This is a genomic window from Roseateles sp. P1_C6, assembly GCF_056406315.1.
In genome coordinates, this window is record NZ_JBFUAK010000006.1 from 228,085 (window position 1) to 246,543 (window position 18,459).

Sequence of the window (18,459 nt, forward strand, 5' to 3'; positions counted from 1 at the left end):
GCCAGGGTTGACCAGCGACGCCAGGGCCAGGCTCCCCGGTCGCTCGACCCCGTGATGTACTTCCGCGTGATGAACATGATCGATCCAGTGTATCAGCGGGTTTTCGGGCATGACGCGCCATACTTCGGCACACGAAGATGCCGCCATCGCGGCACGATAACGGAGCGAGACATGCGCGCATTCATCGTCGCGGCCCTGGTGGCCGCGGGCAGCCTGGGAGGGGCAGCGGCCTGGGCGGAGACGGTCGACGTGGCCAACGTCAAGTACGAAACCGTGGCCGACCTGGCCGGCCAGAAGCTGCAGCTCAACGGCGCTGGCATCCGCTACAAGGCCATCTTCAAGGTCTACACGGCCGGCCTGTACCTGACGCACAAAGTCAACACGACGCCCGAGGTGCTGACGGCGCCCGGCCCCAAGCGCATCCACATCCAGATGCTGCGCGAGATCGACGGCAACGAGCTGGGCAAGCTTTTCACCAAGGGCATGGAGGCCAACGCGCCGCGCGACGAGTTCGTCAAGTCCATCAACGGCGTGCTCAAGCTCAGCGAGGTGTTCGCCAGCCGCAAGGCGCTGGCGAGCGGCGACAGCTTCTCCGTGGACTACGTGCCAGGCGTCGGCTCGACGCTGTTGCTGAACGGCAAGCCGCTGATGACCGAGCCGATCAAGGAGCCCGAGTTCTTCACCTGCCTGCTGCGCATCTGGCTGGGCGACAAGCCGGCCGACGACGCACTGAAGGACGCCCTGCTGGGCATCAAGCGCGAGCGCCGCCGCTGAGATCCAGCGCGTCGAGCCGGGCCAGGTGCTGCCGGGCCGGCACGGCGCGAATGTCCTCGCCGTGGTTGTAGCCGTAGGTCATCAGGATCAGCGGGCAGCCGGCCGCGTGCGCGGCCTCGGCGTCGTTGCGTGAGTCGCCCACCATCCAGGTCGCGCCAGGCGGCGTGCCCAGTGCCTCGCAGGTCTTCAGCAGCGGCAGCGGGTCGGGTTTCTTGCGCGCGAACGCGTCGCCACCGAAGACGTGGCTGAAGTAGCCGTCCAGGCCCTTGCGCTTGAGCAGCTCGCGCGCCGGCGCGCCGGGCTTGTTGGTCAGCACGGCCAGCGGCAGGCCCCGCGTGCGCAGCAGCTCCAGCCCTTCGACGACGCCCGGGTAGATGACCGCATGCGCGCCGTTCACCGCAGCGTAGTGCTGCTGGTACAGCGCCCAGGCCCGGTCGAACGATGCAGCGTCCGCGCCCACCTGGGCCAGCGTGGTGCGCACCAGGTGCTCGCTGCCGCGGCCGATGGTGTGCTCGATGAAGTCGCGCGTGACGCCGGGCAGGCCCAGGTCGGCCAGCACCTGGCCCAGCACGGCGACAAAGTCGCCCAGCGTGTCGACGAGGGTGCCGTCGAGGTCGAGGATGCAGGCCTGGGGTGGGAGAAGCAGCGTGGCGTTCAAGGGGCGGCAGCAGAGAGTGGTCGGCCATTGTCGCCACGCGCGGCAGGCGCTCAGGACGCCAGCATCAGATAGTCCGCCGTGTACGGCACGCGCTCCACCATGCCTGCGACGCTGGCATCACAGGCGCGCTGTGGTGCCGCGCCGCCCTGCGTGTTGACGCGCTGGATGGCGGTGACCGCCGCAAAGCGACCGGCCAGGCCGACCGAGCGGGCCGACAGCAGCAGCCAGGGGATGGCGCCGGGCTGGGCGGCGTCGGCCTTGGCGTCCACCGCGCCGCGCACGCGGCTGCCGTCCGCGGCCTGCCAGTGCGGGCCGGCGTCATGCGTGCCGACCGGCACGCCGCTGGCGTCGAACAGCGTGGCCTGCGGTGCGACGAACTGCCAGGCGGCGGCACCGGCGCGGCATTCGTAGATCTGCACGCCGCGGGCGCTGATGCGCTCCACGACCTTGCTGCCGATGGGTGCCGAGATGACCGCGGGCAGGCCGGCATCGGCGGGCGCCGTGGCGACGCCGCGCGCGGCCAACGCGCCGACGCGCCGTCCCATGTCCAGCCCCACCTGCGTCGACGTGCGGAAGTGGATGCCCGACCAGATGCGCGCCTGGGACACCTCATCGGTGAAGGCCGCCAGGGAGTCCCAGCGGCGCGTGGCCCCGTTGGCCGTCGGGCTGCTGGTCGTGAGCTCCGGCAGCCGCGCTTTGCCCACGTCGGTCTTCACCACTTCGGCCATCGAGGCGGCGAGCACGCTGTGGGCGCTGGGGTACTCGGGGTGCATCGGCGTGTCGATCAGCGGCGCCCAGCCGGCGTCGACGGTCGTGTCGTCGCGGCCGTCGCGGTCGCCGTTGCGGATGGCCGTGACCGGGCGCCAGAAGCCGTAGTGGTACTTGGCGTCCATGACGGCGATGAGGGCGTCGTCCATTGCTTGGGCCGCGGCGGCAAACAGCCGGGCGTTCTGCGCGGCGCTGCGCCCGGGTGCGTCCGCCACGGAGCGCAGCACGCCCATGTAGATCGGGGGCAGCGAGAACTCCCAGAACTTCGCCACGTCGGTCTGCGCGGCCGTGCGCTGCGCGCTGGACTTGCTGCCCAGCGTCTTCACCTCGTTGAAGTCGCGTGCCCAGGCCTCGCTGTCCAGCGGCGGCGGTGGCGCGGGGCGGAACTGGGCGCCGTCATGCATCAGCCAGGGCTTGCGGCCGCCCCAATGGGGCGTGGCCACCGGAACAGTCGGCACGTACTGGCCCGACGTGGTGTGCGGCCGGTAGGCGTCCTTGGCCGCGGCACCGTCACCGGCGCGCCAGGCCAGCACGCGCCGGGCGGCGTGTTCGCCCGCGGCGGCGCCCTCGGCCACCGTGGCGGCGTCGCCGAGCTTGTCCATGGCCTTGCGGTAGGCCGCGTTGATGTCGGCCTCCTGCTGCGGCAGCAACTGCAGCAGGGTGGCGCGGTTGGCGGCGGCGACAGCGGCGTCGGTGCTGGCCTGCAGGCGCTGCGCGTCGGCGACGGCTTCGTGCACGGCGGTCTGCACGATGGCCATGGCGCGCACGGCGGGCGGGGTGCCCAGGCGGGCCTGCACCAGCAGGTCACCGGCGGTGATGTTCCAACTGGTGACGACGTCGGCCTGTGCCGTCGACGTGGCGGCCAGCAAGGCCAGGGAGGGCAGGGAGAGGAGAGTTTTCATGGTGGGGCTGTGATGAAGCCATGCGGCGGCCGGGCCCGGTGGTCCGGGCCGCATGGGGAGTTCGTGGAATCAGGCGACGGTGACGACGATTTCGGCGTATTCGCTCGGCACGACCAGGCCGCGTCCGCCGCCGATGTCGTGCTCTTGCGTCAGCGCGAGGATGTCGCGTTGCAGCGCGGCGCCGCCCGCGGCGTCGAGCGCGGCGAAGGCCTTGTGCGTGGGGCCGTAGTAGGTCTTGAACACCCGCAGGAAATGCTCGGCCGAGCGGTAGCGGAAATTGAAGGTCTTGCGCTCGACGCGCAGCCCGCTGGCCGACGGGCCGAACAGCGCGGTGATGTGCGGCTCCGAGCCCCACAGCGTGGGCGAGCGCAGGCCCGCGGGCGGCGGCACATGCTTGCCCACCGTCTTGAACAGCTGGCCGATGAAGCCCTCGGGTGTCCAGTTCGCCAGCGCGATGCGCCCGCCCGGCCGCACGACGCGCAGCATCTCGCGCGCCGACGTCGCGTGGTCAGGGGCGAACATGACGCCGAACGTGGAGATGACGGCGTCGAAGGCGCCGGCCTCGTAGGGCAGGGCTTCGGCATCCGCGACCTCGAAGTGCACGGCCAGGCCTTCGGCGGAGGCGCGCTGGCGACCCTTGTCGAGCAGGGCGTCCACGTAGTCGGTGGACGTGACGCGGGCATAGCGGCGCGCCGCGGCGAGTGTCGCGTTGCCATTGCCGGCGGCCACGTCCAGCACGCGTTCGTCGGCGCGCAGGTCGGCGGCCTCGGCGAGCTGCTCGCCGACGATCTGCAGCGTGGTGCCGACGACGGCATAGTCGCCGCTGGCCCAGGTGGCCTGCTGGCGCTGCTTGATGGCGGCATAGTCGGGGGCTGCCGCGGTGGGGTTCGGGGTGGTGGTCATGATGAGCAATTCCTTGACGATGAAGAGAGAAGGCCGATGTCTTGTGGATCGGTCCGGCAATGGTTGGTTTTTGGGCGATTTCGCGCTTCACCCGGCGTCGCCCGCGCTTGCTCCAGAGTCCGTGCAAATTACCGGGAGGCCCGCATGAGCGGCATGGACCCGCTGTCCGACGTGCTGCGCAGCGTGCGGCTGCGCGGCGGCGTGTTCTTCCACGTCAGTTGCCGGGACGAGTGGTCCGCGCAGGCCGCATCGGCGAGCGAACTGGGTCCGTCGGTGATGCCCGGCGCCGAGCACCTCATCGAGTACCACCTGTTCGTCAAGGGCGCCGGCTGGGTGGCCGTGGACGGCGAGCCGCCGATGCGCCTGGAGCCGGGCGACCTCATCATGCTGCCGCATGGCGATGCGCATGTGGTGTCGAGCGCGCCGGGCCTGAAGCCCGTCGAGGATGACGGCAGCTGGCTGCTGCAGGTGCGCGATGCACCCAAGCCGATTCCCATCACCTACCGCGGCGGCATGTTCCTGCCGGGCCAGGGGCTGCCGAGCGAGGACGCGTCCACGGTGCTGCTGTGCGGCTTCGTGGCCTGCGACCTCAAGCCCTTCAACCCCTTGATCGACGCGCTGCCCCGGTTGCTGCGGCTGCGCGCGGCCGATGTCGGCGCCTGGGTCGCGCCCATCATGGAGCAGGCGGTGGCCGAGTGGGACACGCCGCGCGCGGGCGGCGGCGCGCTGCTGCAGCGGGTCAGCGAAATGGTGTTCGTGGATGCCACGCGCCGCTACCTCGACTCGCTGCCGGCGCAGGCGCAAGGGTGGCTGGGCGCCCTGCGCGACCGCCAGGTCGGCCGCGCCCTGTCGCTGATGCACGCGGAGCCCGCCGAGCCGTGGACCATGGACGAGCTGGGCCGCCGGGCCGGCCTGTCACGCTCGGCCTTGCACGATCGCTTTGTCGCCTTCACCGGCTTGCCGCCGATGCAATACCTGACCCACTGGCGCATCCAGTGCGGCGCCCGACTGCTGCGCGAGAGCCCCGCCAACGTCGCCGACGTGGCGGTGCAGGTGGGCTACGACTCGGAGGCGGCGTTCTCGCGCGCCTTCAAGCGCGCGACCGGCCTGCCGCCGGCGACCTGGCGGCGGCAGCAGGTCGCTGCGGCCGCCTAGGCCTTCAGCACGCCATCCGCCTTGAACATGGCCTTGATGCCCCGCACCGCCTGGCGGATGCGCGACTCGTTCTCGATCAACGCGAAGCGCACGTGGCCGTCGCCGTGGTCGCCGAAGCCGATGCCGGGCGACACGCAGACCTTGGCTTTCTCCAGCAGTTGCTTGGCGAACTCCAGCGAACCCAGCTCGCGGTACGGCTCGGGGATGCGCGCCCAGATGTACATGCTGGCCTTGGGGCAGTCCACCTGCCAGCCGGCTTCGATCAAGCCCTTGTACAGCACGTCGCGGCGGCGCTGGTAGCTGGCCGCAATGTCCAGCACGCACTGCTGATCGCCTTCGAGCGCGGCGATGGCCGCGACCTGCAGTGGCGTGAAGGTGCCGTAGTCGTGATAGCTCTTGATGCGGGCGAGTGCTGCGACGAGGTCGGGGTTGCCGACCATGAAGCCGACGCGCCAGCCGGCCATGTTGTAGCTCTTGGACAGCGTGAAGAACTCGACGGCCACGTCCTTGGCGCCGGACACCTGCATGATGGACGGCGCGACATAGCCGTCGAAGACGATGTCGGCATAGGCCAGGTCGTGCACGACCAGGATGTCGTGCTTCTTCGCCAGCGCCACGACGCGCTCGAAGAAGCCGATGTCCACGCACTGCGCCGTCGGGTTGGACGGGAAGCCGAACACCATCATCTTGGGCTTGGGGTAGCTGCCGCGGATGGTGCGTTCCAGCTCGGCGAAGAAGTCGACCTCGCTGCTGACCGGAATCGCGCGGATGTCGGCGCCGGCAATGACCGCGCCGTAGATGTGGATGGGGTAGCTCGGGTCGGGCACCAGCACGGTGTCGCCGCGGTCCAGCGTCGCCAGCATCAGGTGGGCCAGGCCCTCCTTGGAGCCGATGGTGACGATGGCCTCGTGGTCGGGGTCGATGGCGACGCCGTAGCGGCGCTGGTACCAGTGCGAGATCGCGCGGCGCAGCCGCGGGATGCCCTTGCTGGCCGAGTAGCCGTGGGTGTCGGGCCGCTGTGAGACTTCGTTGAGCTTGGCGACGATGTGCGCCGGCGTGGCCCCGTCGGGGTTGCCCATGCTCATGTCGATGATGTCTTCGCCGCGTCGGCGGGCCGCCAGTTTGAGCTCGGCGGTGATGTTGAAGACGTAGGGCGGGAGGCGGTCGATGCGCGCGAAACGGCGCTTGCCGCCGGAGGCGGAAGAGGAGGAAGTCATTGGCAGTGTCACGTGAGCGCCCGGAACCGTCCGAGCGACGTGGGCGGCGTGGCGCCGCACCGCGGGCGACTCTAGCGCACTAAGCTGCAGGCATGACTTCGCCAGAACCACTCGTGCTGAGGGTCGACGACGACACCACGGTGTCCGCGTTGTGGCTGCAGCCGGCCCAGCCTCGCGCCACCTACGCATTCGCCCACGGCGCGGGTGCGGGCATGCACCACAGCTTCATGGCGGCGTTGTCCGAGGCCTTGCTGGCGAACTCGGTGGCCACGCTGCGCTACCAGTTCCCCTACATGGAGCGTGGCTCCAAGCGGCCCGACACGCCTGCGGTGGCGCACGCGGCCGTGCGTGCCGCCGTGGCAGCGGCACGCAGCCGCCTGCCCGGCACGCCGTTGTTCGCGGGCGGCAAGTCCTTTGGCGGCCGCATGACCTCGCAGGCGCAGGCCGCCGAGGCCATGGCGGGCGTGCGCGGCCTGGCGTTCGTCGGCTTTCCGTTGCACCCGGCCGGCAAGCCGGGCATCGAGCGGGCCGCGCATCTGGCGGAAGTTCAGGTGCCGATGCTGTTCCTGCAGGGCACGCGCGATGAGCTGGCCGAGTTGGCGTTGCTGCAGGGCGTCGTCCAGGGGCTGGGCGATGCAAGAGCCATGCTGCACCTGGAGGACGACGCGGACCATGCCTTCCACGTCAGGGCGCGCAGCGGCCGCACCGATGCGCAGGTGCTGCAGGCGCTGGCGGACGCGATGGCGGCGTGGTTCCTAGCGCAAGCCCGCGGGCGCGCGGCGGGGTGACTTCCTAGAATCGCGCGATGAACCCTTCAGCCGCCCCCATCGTCTGCATCGGCGGCCTCAACATCGATCGCAAGCTGCGCCTGCTGGCCAGTGCGCTGCTCGGCTCGTCCAACCCCTGTGAATCGCATGAGACGCCTGGCGGCGTCGTGCGCAACGTCGCCGAGAACCTGGCGCGGCTGGGCCTGCCCGTGGCACTGGTGGCGGCCGTCGGTGACGACGCGGGCGGCCGCATGCTGCTGGAGCAGGCCGCCAGCGTGGGCATGGACACGCGCGCCGTCATCCGGCTGCGCCGCCATGCCAGCGACAGCTACACCGCCGTGCTGGCGCCCGATGGCAGCCTGGAGCTGGGCCTGGCATCCATGCCGCTGGTCGAGAGCCTGAACCCCTGGGCCCTTGAGGCCAGCAAGGCGCTGCGCGCCGGTGCCGCACTGGTCGTGGCCGATGGCAACCTGCCCACCGATGCCTGGCCGCTGCTGCTGGCCGAGGCGCGCGCCAGCGGCATCCCGCTGGTGGGCGTGGCGGTGTCGGAGGCCAAGATGGAGCGGCTGCCGCCGCGGCTGGACGGCCTGCACCTGCTCGTCATGAACATGGGCGAGCTGGCCACCATCGCCGCAGACGCGAACGAGGCCTTCGACGCGCTGCATGCGCGTGGCGTGGGCTGCGTGCTGGTGTCCAAGGGTGCGGACGGCCTGCTGCTCAGCACGCCCGGCCGCGCGCCGCGCCACTGGCCGGCGCCGCAGGTGCATGTCGTGGACGTGACCGGCGCCGGTGATGCGCTGTCGGCCGGCGTCTGCGCGTCGCTGCTGAAGGCGCCCGATGACTTTGACGCCGCCGCCCGGCTGGGCCTGGACCTCGCCGCGCTGACGCTGCAGACCGAGGACAGCGTCCACCCCGAACTGAACCCTAGATTCCTAGAAGAACGATGAACGAACTGATCCAGCTCTCGCCCGAAGTCGCCGCCGCCCGAGAGGCGGGCCGCCCCGTCGTGGCCCTCGAATCCACCATCATTGCCCACGGCATGCCCTGGCCGCAGAACCTGGAGACGGCGCGCGAGGTCGAGGACGTCATCCGCGCCGAGGGCGCGGTGCCGGCCACCATCGCCGTCATCGGCGGGCGCATCCGCGTCGGGCTGACGAACGAGGAGCTGACCCAGCTCGCACAGGCGCCCGACGCGATGAAACTCAGCCGCCGCGACCTGCCGTTCGCCATCGCCACCGGCCGCCTGGGCGCCACGACGGTGGCCGCGACCATGATCTGTGCCCACCTGGCCGGTATCGAAGTCTTCGTCACCGGCGGCATCGGCGGCGTGCACCGCGGCGGCCACGAGAGCTTCGACATCTCGGCCGACCTGCAGGAGCTGGCGCGCACGCCGGTGGCGGTGGTCTGCGCGGGCGCCAAGTCCATTCTGGACCTGGGCCTGACGCTGGAGTACCTGGAGACGCATGGCGTGCCCGTGCTGTCGGTGGGCCAGGACAACTTCGCGGCCTTCTTCACGCCCGACAGCGGCCTGAAGGCGGACTTCCGCATGGACGATGCCCAGAGCCAGGCGCGCTTCATCCGCGCCAAGTGGGCGCTGGGCCTGTCCGGCGGCGTGGTGCTCAGCAACCCGGTGCCGGCCGCGGCCGCGATGCCGCGCGAGGAGATCGACGCGATCACCGCCGCGGCGCTGGCCGAGGCCGACGCGCAAGGCATCAGCGGCAAGGCCATCACGCCCTTCCTGCTGGCGCGCATCAAGGCGCTGACGGGCGGGCGCAGTCTGGCGACCAACATCGCCCTCGTGAAGCACAACGCCGTCGTGGGAGCGCGGCTGGCGCGTGCGCTGCAGGGCTGACCGCGAAAAACGCGTCAGCCTGCGCGAGCCAGCAACCTGCCAGCAAAACGGGACAGGTAAGCTGACTCGTTTTTGCAGTCAATCCCCATTACTTTCGGCAGGCCAGCCACATGCGCTCGACCCCCTCCCTGATCCTCTGCGGCCTCGCGCTGACCCTCCTGGCTGGCTGTGGTCGCAAGGACGATGCCGGCGCTGCACCGGCCCCGGCCGGCGCGGCCAGCGCGCCGCCCGCGCAGAACGTCGGCGTCGTCAAGGTGCGCCAGGCCGACGTGCCGGTCACCGTGGAGGCCAGTGGCACGGTGACGGCGCTGCAGAGCGTGGACCTGCGCGCGCAGACGACCAGCATCGTGTCCCAGGTGCTGGTCAAGGACGGCCAGAGCGTCAAGAAGGGCGAGCTGCTGTTCCGCTTCGACGACCGCGCCGAGCGCGCCGCGCTGGAGAAGGCGCGCGCGCAACTGGCCCGTGACCGCGCGGCGCAGAACGACCTGGAGCGCCAGTACAAGCGCGCTCAGGAGCTGGTGGCGCAGAACTTCGTGTCGCGCAGCGCACTGGACACGGCCCAGGCCAATCTCGAATCCGGCCAGGCGCTGATCCGCAGCGACGAGGCCGCCGTGCAGGCCACCCAGGTCACGCTGGGCTACAACGAGCTGCGCGCGCCCATCTCCGGCCGCGTGGGCATCGTCAGCGTCTACCCTGGCAGCCTGGTGCAGGCCAACGCGAGCGCACTGCCGCTGGTCAACATCGCGCAGCTGGACCCGATCGCCATCAGCTTCGCGGTGCCCGAGACGCAGCTGGGTTCGCTGCTGGCCGCCACGCGCGCCGGCGAGCTGGACGTGGAAGCCCTGCCGCCGGCCGGTGCCGCGCGCGGCACGGCGCCCATCAAGGGCCGCGTCACGGCGGTGGACAACCTGGTCGACAGCGCCACCGGCACCATCAAGGTCAAGGCCGAGTTCGACAACAAGCAGCAGGCGCTGTGGCCGGGCCAGTACCTGCGTGTGCGCGTCACGCTGCGCACGCTGAAGGGCGTGACGGTGGTGCCGCAGGCGGCCATCATCATGCGCGGCAACGAGCGCTCGGTCTACGTCGTCGGGCCCGACAACACGGCCAAGCTGGTGCCCGTGCAACTGCGCCAGGCCATGGGTGAGCAGGCCGTGGTGGAGGGCCTGGACGCGACGGCCCAGGTCGTCATGGAGGGCAAGCAGAACCTGCGCCCCGGCACGCCGCTGCGCCTGCAGCCGGCGTTGGGCAGCCCGGCTGCCGTCGCCTCCAATCCGGCTTCGGGCGCCGACAAATGAGGCTCACCGAGGTCTTCATCCGGCGGCCGGTCATGACCGTGCTGCTGAACCTGTCGCTGGTCATCGCCGGCCTGGCGGCCTGGAGCCGCATCCCGGTCGCCGCGCTGCCGTCGTACAACACGCCCATCATCAACGTCGGCGCGTCGCTGCCCGGCGCGTCGCCCGAGACCATGGCGTCGTCGGTGGCGCTGCCGCTGGAAAAGCAGTTCGCCACCATCGCCGGCCTGCTGACCATCTCGTCGACCAACACGCTGGGCAGCACCTCGCTGACGCTGGAGTTCGACCCCTCGCGCAACATCGACGCCGCGGCCGTGGACGTGCAGGCGGCGCTGTTCCGCTCGCTGCGCGCACTGCCCGCCGAGATGACGTCGCCGCCCAGCTACCGCAAGGTCAACCCGGCCGACGCGCCGGTGCTGCTGGTGGCGCTGACGTCGCCCTCCATCGACCTGACCGAGCTGAACGACTACGCCGAGAACCTGCTGTCGCCGGGCCTGTCCACCATCGACGGCGTGGCCCAGGTGTCCATCTTTGGCCAGAAGCGCTACGCGGTGCGCATCAAGGTGCGCACCGACCTGCTGAACCAGCGCAACATCACGCTGGACGAGTTGCAGAACGCGGTGCGCGCGGCCAATGCCAACACGCCGGTGGGCGTGCTGGACGGCTCGCGCCAGACGCTGACCATCCAGGCCAACCGCCAGCTGCGCAATGCCGCCGAGTTCGGTCGCATCGTCGTCGCGTCGCGCAATGGCGCGCCGGTGATGCTGCGCGACGTGGCCGACGTGCAGGACAGCGTCGAGACGAGCAAGACCTACTCCACCTACCAGGGCGAGCGCTCCATCGTGCTGGCCATCCAGCGGCAGCCGGATGCCAACACCGTGCAGGTGGTGGACAAGGTCAAGGCGCTGCTGCCGCGCTATGCGTCGCAGATGCCGGCCTCCATCAAGATGGACACGCTGAACGATCGCTCGGTGTCCATCCGCGAATCGCTGCACGACGTCTACGTGACGCTGGCGCTGACGGTGGGCCTGGTGGTGCTGGTGATCTTCATCTTCCTGCGCCGCGCGGTGGCGACGCTGATCCCGACGGCGTCCCTCCCGATCTCGCTGATCGGCGCGCTGACCCTCTTGTTCGCGCTGGGCTACAGCCTGGACAACATCTCGCTGTTGGGCATCACGCTGGCCGTGGGCCTGGTGGTGGACGACGCCATCGTCATGCTGGAAAACATCGTCCGCCACGTCGAGGACGGCATGAAGCCCTTCGACGCGGCCGTGCGCGGCGCGCGCGAGATGGCCTTCACCATCCTGTCCATCTCGGTGTCGCTGGTGGCGGTGCTGATCCCCATCTTCTTCATGCCGGGCGTCATCGGCCTGCTCTTCCACGAGTTCGCCGTCGTCGTGGGCCTGTCCATCCTGGTCTCGGCCGTCGTGTCGCTGACGCTGGTGCCCATGCTGTGCAGCCGCCTGCTGAAGGCCGACGAGCACCACGAGGACGGGCCGCTGGGCCGCCTGTTCGAGCGCGGCTTCACGGCCACGTTGAACGGCTACACGCGCACGCTGGATCTGGCGCTGCGCCACCGGGCCTGGGTGCTGGGCGTGGCGCTGCTGAGCTTCGTCGCGACGATCTGGTTCTACACGACCATCCCCAAGGGCTTCTTCCCCGAGGAGGACATCGGCCAGATCCAGGCCAGCACCGAGTCCGCCGAGGACACGTCCTTTGCGGCCATGACCGTGCTGCAGGACCGCGTGGCGGCCATCGTGCGCAACGATCCCAATGTCGCCGCGCTCAGCTCGGCCGTCGGCGGCGGGCCGTCGGGCAGCGCCACCAACACCGGCCGCATGTTCATCAACCTGAAGGCGCGCAACCAGCGCGAGCCCATGGCCAAGGTGCTGGAAGGCCTGCGCAAGAAGCTGCGCGCGGTGCCGGGCATCCAGGTCTACCTGCGCCCGGTGCAGAACCTGCAGCTGGGCGGGCGCCAGAGCAAGAGCCGCTACCAGTACACGCTGCAGTCGGTGTCGGCCGGCGAGCTGAACACCTGGGCCGTCAAGCTGCAGGAGAAGCTGCGCGGCGACGAGCGCTTCCGTGACATCACCAGCGACTCGCAGCTGCGCGGCCTGCAGGCCAGCCTGGTCATCGACCGCGAGCGCGCGTCGCTGCTGGGCGTGGACATGGGCGAGCTGCGCAACGCGCTGTACGGCGCCTTCGGCGAGCGCCAGGTGTCCAGCATCTACGCCGAGAGCAACACCTACCAGGTCATCATGGAGGCGGGCGACAGCGACCGCAGCAGCGAGACCGCCTTCGACAAGATCTACCTGCGCGGCAACAACGGCGCGCAGGTGCCGCTGACGTCGTTCGCCACCGTGCAGCGCACGCTGGGCCCCACGGCGGTCAACCACCAGGGCCAGCTGCAGGCCATCACGATCAGCTTCAACCTCGCACCCAACGTGCCGCTGGGCGACGCGACCAAGCAGATCGATGCCTTCACGCGCGACATCAAGCTGCCGCCCAGCGTCATCACCAGCTATGGCGGCGACGCGGCCGTGTTCCAGGACTCGCAGGGCGGCCAGCTGCTGCTCATCGGCCTGGCCGTGGCGGTCATCTATGTGCTGCTGGGCGTGCTGTACGAGAGCTACATCCACCCGCTGACCATCCTGGCCGGCCTGCCGTCCGCGGCGGTGGGCGCGCTGATCACGCTGCAGCTGTTCGGCATGGAGCTGACCATCATCGCCACCATCGGCATCGTCATGCTGATCGGCATCGTCAAGAAGAACGCGATCATGATGATCGACTTCGCGCTGGACGTGCAGCGCAGCCAGGGGCTGCCGCCCGCCGAGGCGATACGTCAAGCCTGCATCCTGCGCTTCCGGCCCATCATGATGACGACGCTGGCCGCGCTGATGGGCGCGCTGCCCATCGCGCTGGGCCTGGGCGCCGGTGCCGAGCTGCGCCAGCCGCTGGGCCTGGCCGTCGTGGGCGGGCTGGTCCTGTCGCAGGCCGTGACGCTGTACATCACGCCGGTCATCTACCTGGCGCTGGACCGCTTCAGCGGCAAGGGGCCGGACGTGCGCGAAGTCGCCGACTTCGCCAGCAAGGCGGCCTGATCAGCCGAGCTTCAGGCGGCCTTCGCGGCTCTCGGCCAGCAGCCGCAGGGCCGCGCGCTCGATCATGCCGATGACGGTGTCGAAGCCCTGGACGGGGCCGAAGTAGGGGTCCGGCACGTCCTGGCCGGCCAGCTCGGGCACGAAGTCGGTCAGCAGCACGATGCGGGCGCGGTGCTCGGGCGCGGCCTTCTCGCGCAGCGCGTCGGCATGCTCGGACTCCATCACCAGCACCAGGTCGTACTGGCCCAGTTCCTCGGGCTGCACGCGGCGTGAGCGCCATTTGCGCTCCAGGCTGTAGTTGTGGCGGGCCAGGGCCGCCGCAGCGCGCGCGTCCACCGGGCCGCCGCGCGGGTCGGCATGCACGCCGGCGGAGGCGATGGTCTTGAACACGTCGCCCAGCTTGGCCTTGAAGATGGCCTCGGCCATCGGCGAGCGGCAGATGTTGGCGGTGCAGACGAGGAGGATGGCGGCCATGCTGCTGTCCTCAGGCCTGGGCCAGCTCGGCCCGCATCGCATCGATGACGGCACGGTAGTCGGGCTTGCCGAAGATGGCCGAGCCGGCGACGAAGGTGTCAGCGCCCGCGGCGGCAATCTCGCGGATGTTGTCCACCTTCACGCCGCCGTCGATCTCCAGGCGGATGTCGCGGCCACTCTTGCGGATGATCTCGCGCGCCTTCCGCAGCTTGGCCAGCGCCGTCGGGATGAAGCTCTGGCCGCCGAAGCCCGGGTTCACGCTCATCAGCAGCACCACGTCGACCTTGTCGATGACCCACTCCAGCACGTCCAGCGACGTGGCCGGGTTGAACACCAGGCCGGCCTGCTTGCCTTCGGCCTTGATGAGTTGCAGCGTGCGGTCCACGTGCGCGCTGGCCTCGGGGTGGAAGGTCACCACGTCGGCACCCGCGCGGCAGAAGGCCTGGGCCAGCGAGTCGACCGGCTGCACCATCAGGTGCACGTCGATGACGGCGGGCGTGCCGTCCGGGTGCACCGCGTGCTTGCGCAGTGCCTCGCAGACCATGGGGCCGAAGGTCAGGTTGGGCACGTAATGGTTGTCCATCACGTCGAAGTGGATCCAGTCGGCGCCGGCGGCCAGCACGGTCTTCACTTCTTCGCCCAGGCGGGCGAAGTCGGCGGACAGCAGGCTGGGGGCGATGCGGTATTGAGGTGCGGCGTCGGGCATGGCCGTGATTTTAGGCAGCCTGCTCGCCCAGGCCTTCAGCGGCCCGGCCGCTGGAAGCTGTCGCGTGCCTGCTGCGCGCCGGCCCAGTGATGGCAGCCGGGCTGGTGGTCGTTGATCAGGCCCATGGCCTGCATCAGCGCATGCATGGTGGTCGGGCCGACGAACTTCCAGCCGCGCTTCTTCAAGTCCTTGGACAAGGCCTCGGACGCCGGCGACTGCGACAGGTTGTGCGCCACCGAGTTCCTGGGCGGCTCGAAGCGCCACAGGTAGGCCGCGAGCGACCCCTCTTCGGCCACCAGCGCCACGCAGCGCCCCGCGTTGTGGATGGCCGCCTCGATCTTGCCGCGGTGGCGCACGATGCCGGCGTCGGCCAGCAGCCGCGCCACGTCGGCCTCGCCGAAGCGCGCGACGCGGTGGTAGTCGAAGCCCGCGAACGCGGCGCGGAAGGCCTCGCGCTTGTTCAGGATGGTCCGCCACGACAGGCCGCTCTGGAAGCCTTCCAGGCACAGCTTCTCGAAGAGGCGGAAGTCGTCCGCCACCGGCCGGCCCCATTCTTCGTCGTGATAGCGCAGATAGGCGTCATCGCCGGGTGCGGCGGCGCACCAGGCGCAGCGCGGCCGGCCATCGGGCGGCAGGAACAGCGGTTTCATGGTCCTCGGTACTTTTCAGTCAGCTGGCGCAGCGTGCCGTCGCGCTCCAGTTTGCGCAACGCCTGCGTCAGCCGCTCCTCGTGGGCCGGCGGCAGGTCGGCGCGCAGCGCGACGAACTGCGCCTCTTCCTGGAAGGCGGTGCGGCCCACCTTCAGCTTGTCGCCGAGCTTGGTCTCGGCGACATGGCGCTGCAGGTTGATGTCCTGGCCATAGATCGCATCGGCGCGGCGCAGCGTCAGCATCTGCAAGGCCTCGCGTTCGGACGCCACCTCGGCGATGGCCACGTCGGCAGCCAGCAGCCGGCGGGCCAGCGCCGTGCCGCGCATGACCAGCACCGGCCGGCGCCGGCTCAGTTCGGCCAGGTCGGCCAGCGTGTCGAGATGGCGCGGGTCGTCGGCGCGCTGCACGACGACATGGCGGATGGTGTACAGCGGCACCGGCACGTAGCGCCACTGCTTCTCGCGCTCCGGCGACTTCAGCAGGCAGAAGAAGGCATCCACGAGGCCTTCGGCCAGCAGGCGCTCGACGCGCTTGAGCGGTACCTGCTGCTCCAGGCCGCTGAAGTGCAGGCCGGGGTCCAGCTTCTCGACGGCGCGCAGGATCTCCAGGCACAGGCCCGGCTTGAGCGGGCCACCGTCGGGGTCGTACTTGACCAGCGAGCCGCTTTGCTGGACCGTGCGCAGGTGCAGGTCTTGCGCTTGGGCGCCGAGGCTCAGCAGTGCACTCAGCAGCCAGAGCCAACGCAGCACTTAGGATCACGCTTCCCAACGAACATGCGCCGAGCATAGCCCCCGACCGCGAGAATGACCTGATGGCGAACCCCCGATTCAGTTGCAGCGTCGCGGTGCAGACCCTGCCCGAGCAGACCCACCTCGAGCAAGGCCTGTACGCCTTCAGCTACACGGTCACGATAGAGAACACCGGTGACGTGCTGGCCCAGTTGATCGGTCGTCACTGGGAGATCACGGACGCGCGCGGCCAGGTGCAGCTCGTCGACGGCCTGGCCGTCGTGGGCCACCAGCCGGTGCTGGCGCCCGGCCAGAGCTTCCAGTACAGCTCCTGGGCGCAGATCGGCACGCCGCAGGGCACGATGCGTGGGCGCTTCCTCTGCGCCACGGAGGGCTGCGACATCTTCTATGCCGACGTCGCCGAATTTCTTCTGGCCGACAGCGCCAGCCTGCATTGACCAAGGCCTGGGACCTCACCGCGCTGCTGAACGCAGCCGACCCGCAGGCCGTTCTGGCCGAGCGCAACCTGTGGCTGGTGCGGCTGCTGGAATGGCTGCGCCAGGCGCCGGGTGAAGAGGCATCGGCCGGCACGCCGCGGCCCATCGTGCGGCTCAAGCACCTGCTCAACGTGTTGGAGCGGCATCCCGAGCATGCCTACCGCTTCTCCGCCGTCATCGCCGGTGTGTGGAACGACGTTGACGCGGTCGCGCTGTTCGCCGAAGTGGGCTTTGCGCCGCGCATGGCGCTGTGGCACGAGTTCCTCGGCCGCCTGCGCCGCCGTCTGCTGCCGCAGACGACGGACACGCGCGACCTCGCGGCGCTGTTCGAGCTGCTGTTCGGCGACGAGGCCGACGAGGACTGGATCGCCGCCATCGATGACGAGCTGCTGGGCCGCCTGAGCCTGCTGTTCGCCGCCGCGCCCGACGGTGGCTGGCGCGTCGAGATGCGCGCGGCCATCACCGTGCTGATCAGCAGTGTGCACGCGGCCGGCCTGGCCGGGCCGCTGCGCGTGCGCATGGACGAGCTGCTGCTGCAGGACAAGCCCTTCCACCAGCTGCCGTCGGCCTGGGAGGCCGTGGAGCGCGCGCTGCAGCACCGCGAGGACGACGTGCTGGCGCCGGCAATGCAATACCTGCATGCGCTGCTGGACGGCTGCCGTGCCGCCGCGCAGACGGTGCCCGAGCACCTGGAGGTCCACGGCGTGTCGGTGGACCTGATGTTCTCGGTCGAGCAACTGGACGCGCGGCTGGGCCGCATCGAGGCGCTGCTGGCCTGCCTGCTGTCCGACGACCCGCAGCGCGAGCTGCTGCGCCTGGTCGCCGGCCTGGTGCGCGTCGTGCACGAGCGGCGCAGCGTGCGCACGCTGTTCGCGCGCCACTACTCGCTGCTGGCGCGCAAGGTGGCCGAGCGCAGCGCCGAGACCGGCGAGCACTACATCACCCGCAGCCGCGCCGAGTACGGCGACATGCTCAGGCGCGCCGCCGGCGGTGGCGCCGTGCTGGCCGGCACCACCTTCCTGAAGTTCGGCATCGCGCTGCTGGGCTTCACGGCCTTCTGGGGCGGCTTCTGGGCCGGCGTGAACTACGCGCTGTGCTTCGTCCTCATCCACCTGCTGCACTGGACGGTGGCGACCAAGCAGCCGGCGATGACGGCGCCGGCGATGGCCGACAAGCTGCTCTACATCGACCGCGACGACGGCCTGCAGGGCTTTGTCGACGAGGTGACCCACCTCGTGCGCTCGCAGGTGGCCGGCGTCATCGGCAACCTGGCACTGGTGGCGCCGCTGGTGCTGGCCGTGCAGGGGCTGTGCTGGGCGGCCTTCGGCGCGCCGCTGGTGGGTCAGCGCGACGCGCATTACGTGCTGCATTCACTGCAGCTGGCCGGGCCGTCGCTGCTGTTCGCCGCCTTCACGGGCACGCTGCTGTTCGCGTCCAGCCTGATCGCCGGCTGGGTCGAGAACTGGTTCGTCTTCCACCGGCTGGACAGCGCCATTGCCTGGAACCCGCGCATCGTCGCCGCCGTGGGCCAGCCGCGCGCGCAGCGCTGGTCGCACTGGTGGCGGGCCAACATCTCGGGCCTGACGGCCAACATCAGCCTGGGCCTGATGCTCGGCCTGGCACCGGCGCTGTTCGGCTTCATCGGCCTGGACCTGGAGGTGCGCCATGTGACGCTGTCCACCGGCCAGCTCGCGGCCGCGGTGGGTGCGCTCGGTTTCGGCGTCATGGCGACCTGGGCCTTCTGGTCCTGCGTCATCTGCATTGCAGGCATCGGCATGCTCAACGTGGGCGTCAGCTTCTTCTGCGCCTTCAAGGTGGCCATGCGTTCGCGCGGCGTTCGCCTGGCGGACCGCAAGCGCGTCTACGCGGCCATCCGCGCGCGGCTGCGGCGCGAGCCGCTGAGCTTCCTGATCCCGCCAGGATGAAGCCCCTCGTCCAAGGCGTACCTTGGCCGGCCCCCCGAGGGGACGGCAATGCTTGCGGCGTTGAGCCGCAAGCACATCGCCTGAGCGGGC

General features: G+C 70.3%; 17 protein-coding genes. 9 read left to right on the plus strand and 8 right to left on the minus strand.

What is annotated here, in order from left to right; translation table 11 throughout:
- Positions 1 to 171 precede the first annotated feature (171 nt).
- Positions 172 to 774 (plus strand): chalcone isomerase family protein, encoded by a 603-nt coding sequence (locus AC1D29_RS15105; RefSeq protein ID WP_477898740.1) that lies wholly within the window; start codon positions 172 to 174, stop codon positions 772 to 774.
- On the opposite strand, the gene gph is transcribed toward AC1D29_RS15105, so the two are convergent.
- From gph to AC1D29_RS15120, 3 genes are all read right to left on the minus strand, one after another.
- On the minus strand, positions 752 to 1,432 hold the full coding sequence (gene gph, locus AC1D29_RS15110) for a phosphoglycolate phosphatase (RefSeq protein WP_477898742.1): 681 nt from the start codon (positions 1,430 to 1,432) through the stop codon (positions 752 to 754). The genes AC1D29_RS15105 and gph overlap by 23 nt on opposite strands.
- A gap of 50 nt (positions 1,433 to 1,482) precedes the next feature.
- A complete protein-coding gene (locus tag AC1D29_RS15115; protein WP_477898744.1) occupies positions 1,483 to 3,102 on the minus strand; it encodes a DUF3455 domain-containing protein in 1,620 nt (539 codons plus the stop codon).
- Positions 3,103 to 3,171: 69 nt separating this feature from the next.
- Complete coding sequence (locus AC1D29_RS15120) at positions 3,172 to 4,005, minus strand: class I SAM-dependent methyltransferase (protein ID WP_477898746.1); 834 nt, start codon at positions 4,003 to 4,005, stop codon at positions 3,172 to 3,174.
- 144 nt (positions 4,006 to 4,149) lie between these two features.
- Between AC1D29_RS15120 and AC1D29_RS15125 the strand changes: the two genes are divergently transcribed.
- Positions 4,150 to 5,160 carry an AraC family transcriptional regulator gene (locus AC1D29_RS15125; RefSeq protein WP_477898748.1) on the plus strand — a complete coding sequence of 337 codons (1,011 nt, stop codon included), beginning with the start codon at positions 4,150 to 4,152 and terminating at the stop codon, positions 5,158 to 5,160.
- Here the strand turns inward: AC1D29_RS15125 and alaC are convergent.
- Positions 5,157 to 6,377, minus strand: a complete 1,221-nt coding sequence (gene alaC, locus AC1D29_RS15130) for an alanine transaminase (RefSeq protein ID WP_477898750.1) — start codon at positions 6,375 to 6,377, stop codon at positions 5,157 to 5,159. The genes AC1D29_RS15125 and alaC overlap by 4 nt on opposite strands.
- A gap of 92 nt (positions 6,378 to 6,469) precedes the next feature.
- Between alaC and AC1D29_RS15135 the strand changes: the two genes are divergently transcribed.
- The 5 genes from AC1D29_RS15135 (at position 6,470) to AC1D29_RS15155 (ending at position 13,389) form a co-directional block, all read left to right on the plus strand.
- Positions 6,470 to 7,165, plus strand: a complete 696-nt coding sequence (locus tag AC1D29_RS15135) for an alpha/beta hydrolase family protein (protein WP_477898752.1) — start codon at positions 6,470 to 6,472, stop codon at positions 7,163 to 7,165.
- 17 nt (positions 7,166 to 7,182) lie between these two features.
- Complete coding sequence (locus tag AC1D29_RS15140) at positions 7,183 to 8,091, plus strand: carbohydrate kinase family protein (protein WP_477898754.1); 909 nt, start codon at positions 7,183 to 7,185, stop codon at positions 8,089 to 8,091.
- Positions 8,088 to 8,996 (plus strand): pseudouridine-5'-phosphate glycosidase, encoded by a 909-nt coding sequence (locus AC1D29_RS15145; RefSeq protein WP_477898756.1) that lies wholly within the window; start codon positions 8,088 to 8,090, stop codon positions 8,994 to 8,996. Before AC1D29_RS15140 ends, AC1D29_RS15145 begins: the two co-directional genes overlap by 4 nt.
- Positions 8,997 to 9,106: 110 nt before the next feature.
- Positions 9,107 to 10,291, plus strand: coding sequence for an efflux RND transporter periplasmic adaptor subunit (locus AC1D29_RS15150; RefSeq protein ID WP_477898758.1), 1,185 nt, complete (start codon positions 9,107 to 9,109; stop codon positions 10,289 to 10,291).
- On the plus strand, positions 10,288 to 13,389 hold the full coding sequence (locus AC1D29_RS15155) for an efflux RND transporter permease subunit (RefSeq protein ID WP_477898760.1): 3,102 nt from the start codon (positions 10,288 to 10,290) through the stop codon (positions 13,387 to 13,389). The genes AC1D29_RS15150 and AC1D29_RS15155 overlap by 4 nt, the downstream gene beginning before the upstream one ends.
- Here the strand turns inward: AC1D29_RS15155 and AC1D29_RS15160 are convergent, their stop codons facing one another.
- The 4 genes from AC1D29_RS15160 to AC1D29_RS15175 are packed head-to-tail and all read right to left on the minus strand — an operon-like array spanning position 13,390 to position 15,968.
- The gene (locus tag AC1D29_RS15160; protein WP_477898762.1) at positions 13,390 to 13,863 is read right to left on the minus strand and encodes a low molecular weight protein-tyrosine-phosphatase; all 474 of its coding nucleotides are present in this window, start codon (positions 13,861 to 13,863) and stop codon (positions 13,390 to 13,392) included.
- 10 nt (positions 13,864 to 13,873) lie between these two features.
- Positions 13,874 to 14,569 (minus strand): ribulose-phosphate 3-epimerase, encoded by a 696-nt coding sequence (gene rpe, locus AC1D29_RS15165; RefSeq protein ID WP_477898764.1) that lies wholly within the window; start codon positions 14,567 to 14,569, stop codon positions 13,874 to 13,876.
- Positions 14,570 to 14,604: 35 nt separating this feature from the next.
- A complete protein-coding gene (locus tag AC1D29_RS15170; protein ID WP_477898766.1) occupies positions 14,605 to 15,219 on the minus strand; it encodes a DNA-3-methyladenine glycosylase I in 615 nt (204 codons plus the stop codon).
- Positions 15,216 to 15,968 (minus strand): substrate-binding periplasmic protein, encoded by a 753-nt coding sequence (locus AC1D29_RS15175; protein WP_477898768.1) that lies wholly within the window; start codon positions 15,966 to 15,968, stop codon positions 15,216 to 15,218. The genes AC1D29_RS15170 and AC1D29_RS15175 overlap by 4 nt, the downstream gene beginning before the upstream one ends.
- A gap of 62 nt (positions 15,969 to 16,030) precedes the next feature.
- On the opposite strand from AC1D29_RS15175, the gene apaG reads away from it, so the two are divergent.
- Positions 16,031 to 16,405, plus strand: a complete 375-nt coding sequence (apaG, locus tag AC1D29_RS15180) for a Co2+/Mg2+ efflux protein ApaG (RefSeq protein WP_477898770.1) — start codon at positions 16,031 to 16,033, stop codon at positions 16,403 to 16,405.
- Positions 16,402 to 18,369, plus strand: coding sequence for a site-specific recombinase (locus AC1D29_RS15185; RefSeq protein ID WP_477898772.1), 1,968 nt, complete (start codon positions 16,402 to 16,404; stop codon positions 18,367 to 18,369). The genes apaG and AC1D29_RS15185 overlap by 4 nt, the downstream gene beginning before the upstream one ends.
- The last annotated feature ends 90 nt before the right edge of the window (positions 18,370 to 18,459 follow it).

Bases quoted from the DNA above. Each gene is read 5' to 3' on its own strand.
- AC1D29_RS15105 (WP_477898740.1), top strand. From the start codon at position 172: ATGCGCGCATTCATCGTCGCGGCCCTGGTGGCCGCGGGCAGCCTGGGA.
- AC1D29_RS15115 (WP_477898744.1), bottom strand. From the start codon at position 3,102: ATGAAAACTCTCCTCTCCCTGCCCTCCCTGGCCTTGCTGGCCGCCACG.
- AC1D29_RS15120 (WP_477898746.1), bottom strand. From the start codon at position 4,005: ATGACCACCACCCCGAACCCCACCGCGGCAGCCCCCGACTATGCCGCC.
- AC1D29_RS15125 (WP_477898748.1), top strand. From the start codon at position 4,150: ATGAGCGGCATGGACCCGCTGTCCGACGTGCTGCGCAGCGTGCGGCTG.
- alaC (WP_477898750.1), bottom strand. From the start codon at position 6,377: ATGACTTCCTCCTCTTCCGCCTCCGGCGGCAAGCGCCGTTTCGCGCGC.
- AC1D29_RS15135 (WP_477898752.1), top strand. From the start codon at position 6,470: ATGACTTCGCCAGAACCACTCGTGCTGAGGGTCGACGACGACACCACG.
- AC1D29_RS15140 (WP_477898754.1), top strand. From the start codon at position 7,183: ATGAACCCTTCAGCCGCCCCCATCGTCTGCATCGGCGGCCTCAACATC.
- AC1D29_RS15145 (WP_477898756.1), top strand. From the start codon at position 8,088: ATGAACGAACTGATCCAGCTCTCGCCCGAAGTCGCCGCCGCCCGAGAG.
- AC1D29_RS15150 (WP_477898758.1), top strand. From the start codon at position 9,107: ATGCGCTCGACCCCCTCCCTGATCCTCTGCGGCCTCGCGCTGACCCTC.
- AC1D29_RS15155 (WP_477898760.1), top strand. From the start codon at position 10,288: ATGAGGCTCACCGAGGTCTTCATCCGGCGGCCGGTCATGACCGTGCTG.
- AC1D29_RS15160 (WP_477898762.1), bottom strand. From the start codon at position 13,863: ATGGCCGCCATCCTCCTCGTCTGCACCGCCAACATCTGCCGCTCGCCG.
- rpe (WP_477898764.1), bottom strand. From the start codon at position 14,569: ATGCCCGACGCCGCACCTCAATACCGCATCGCCCCCAGCCTGCTGTCC.
- AC1D29_RS15170 (WP_477898766.1), bottom strand. From the start codon at position 15,219: ATGAAACCGCTGTTCCTGCCGCCCGATGGCCGGCCGCGCTGCGCCTGG.
- apaG (WP_477898770.1), top strand. From the start codon at position 16,031: ATGGCGAACCCCCGATTCAGTTGCAGCGTCGCGGTGCAGACCCTGCCC.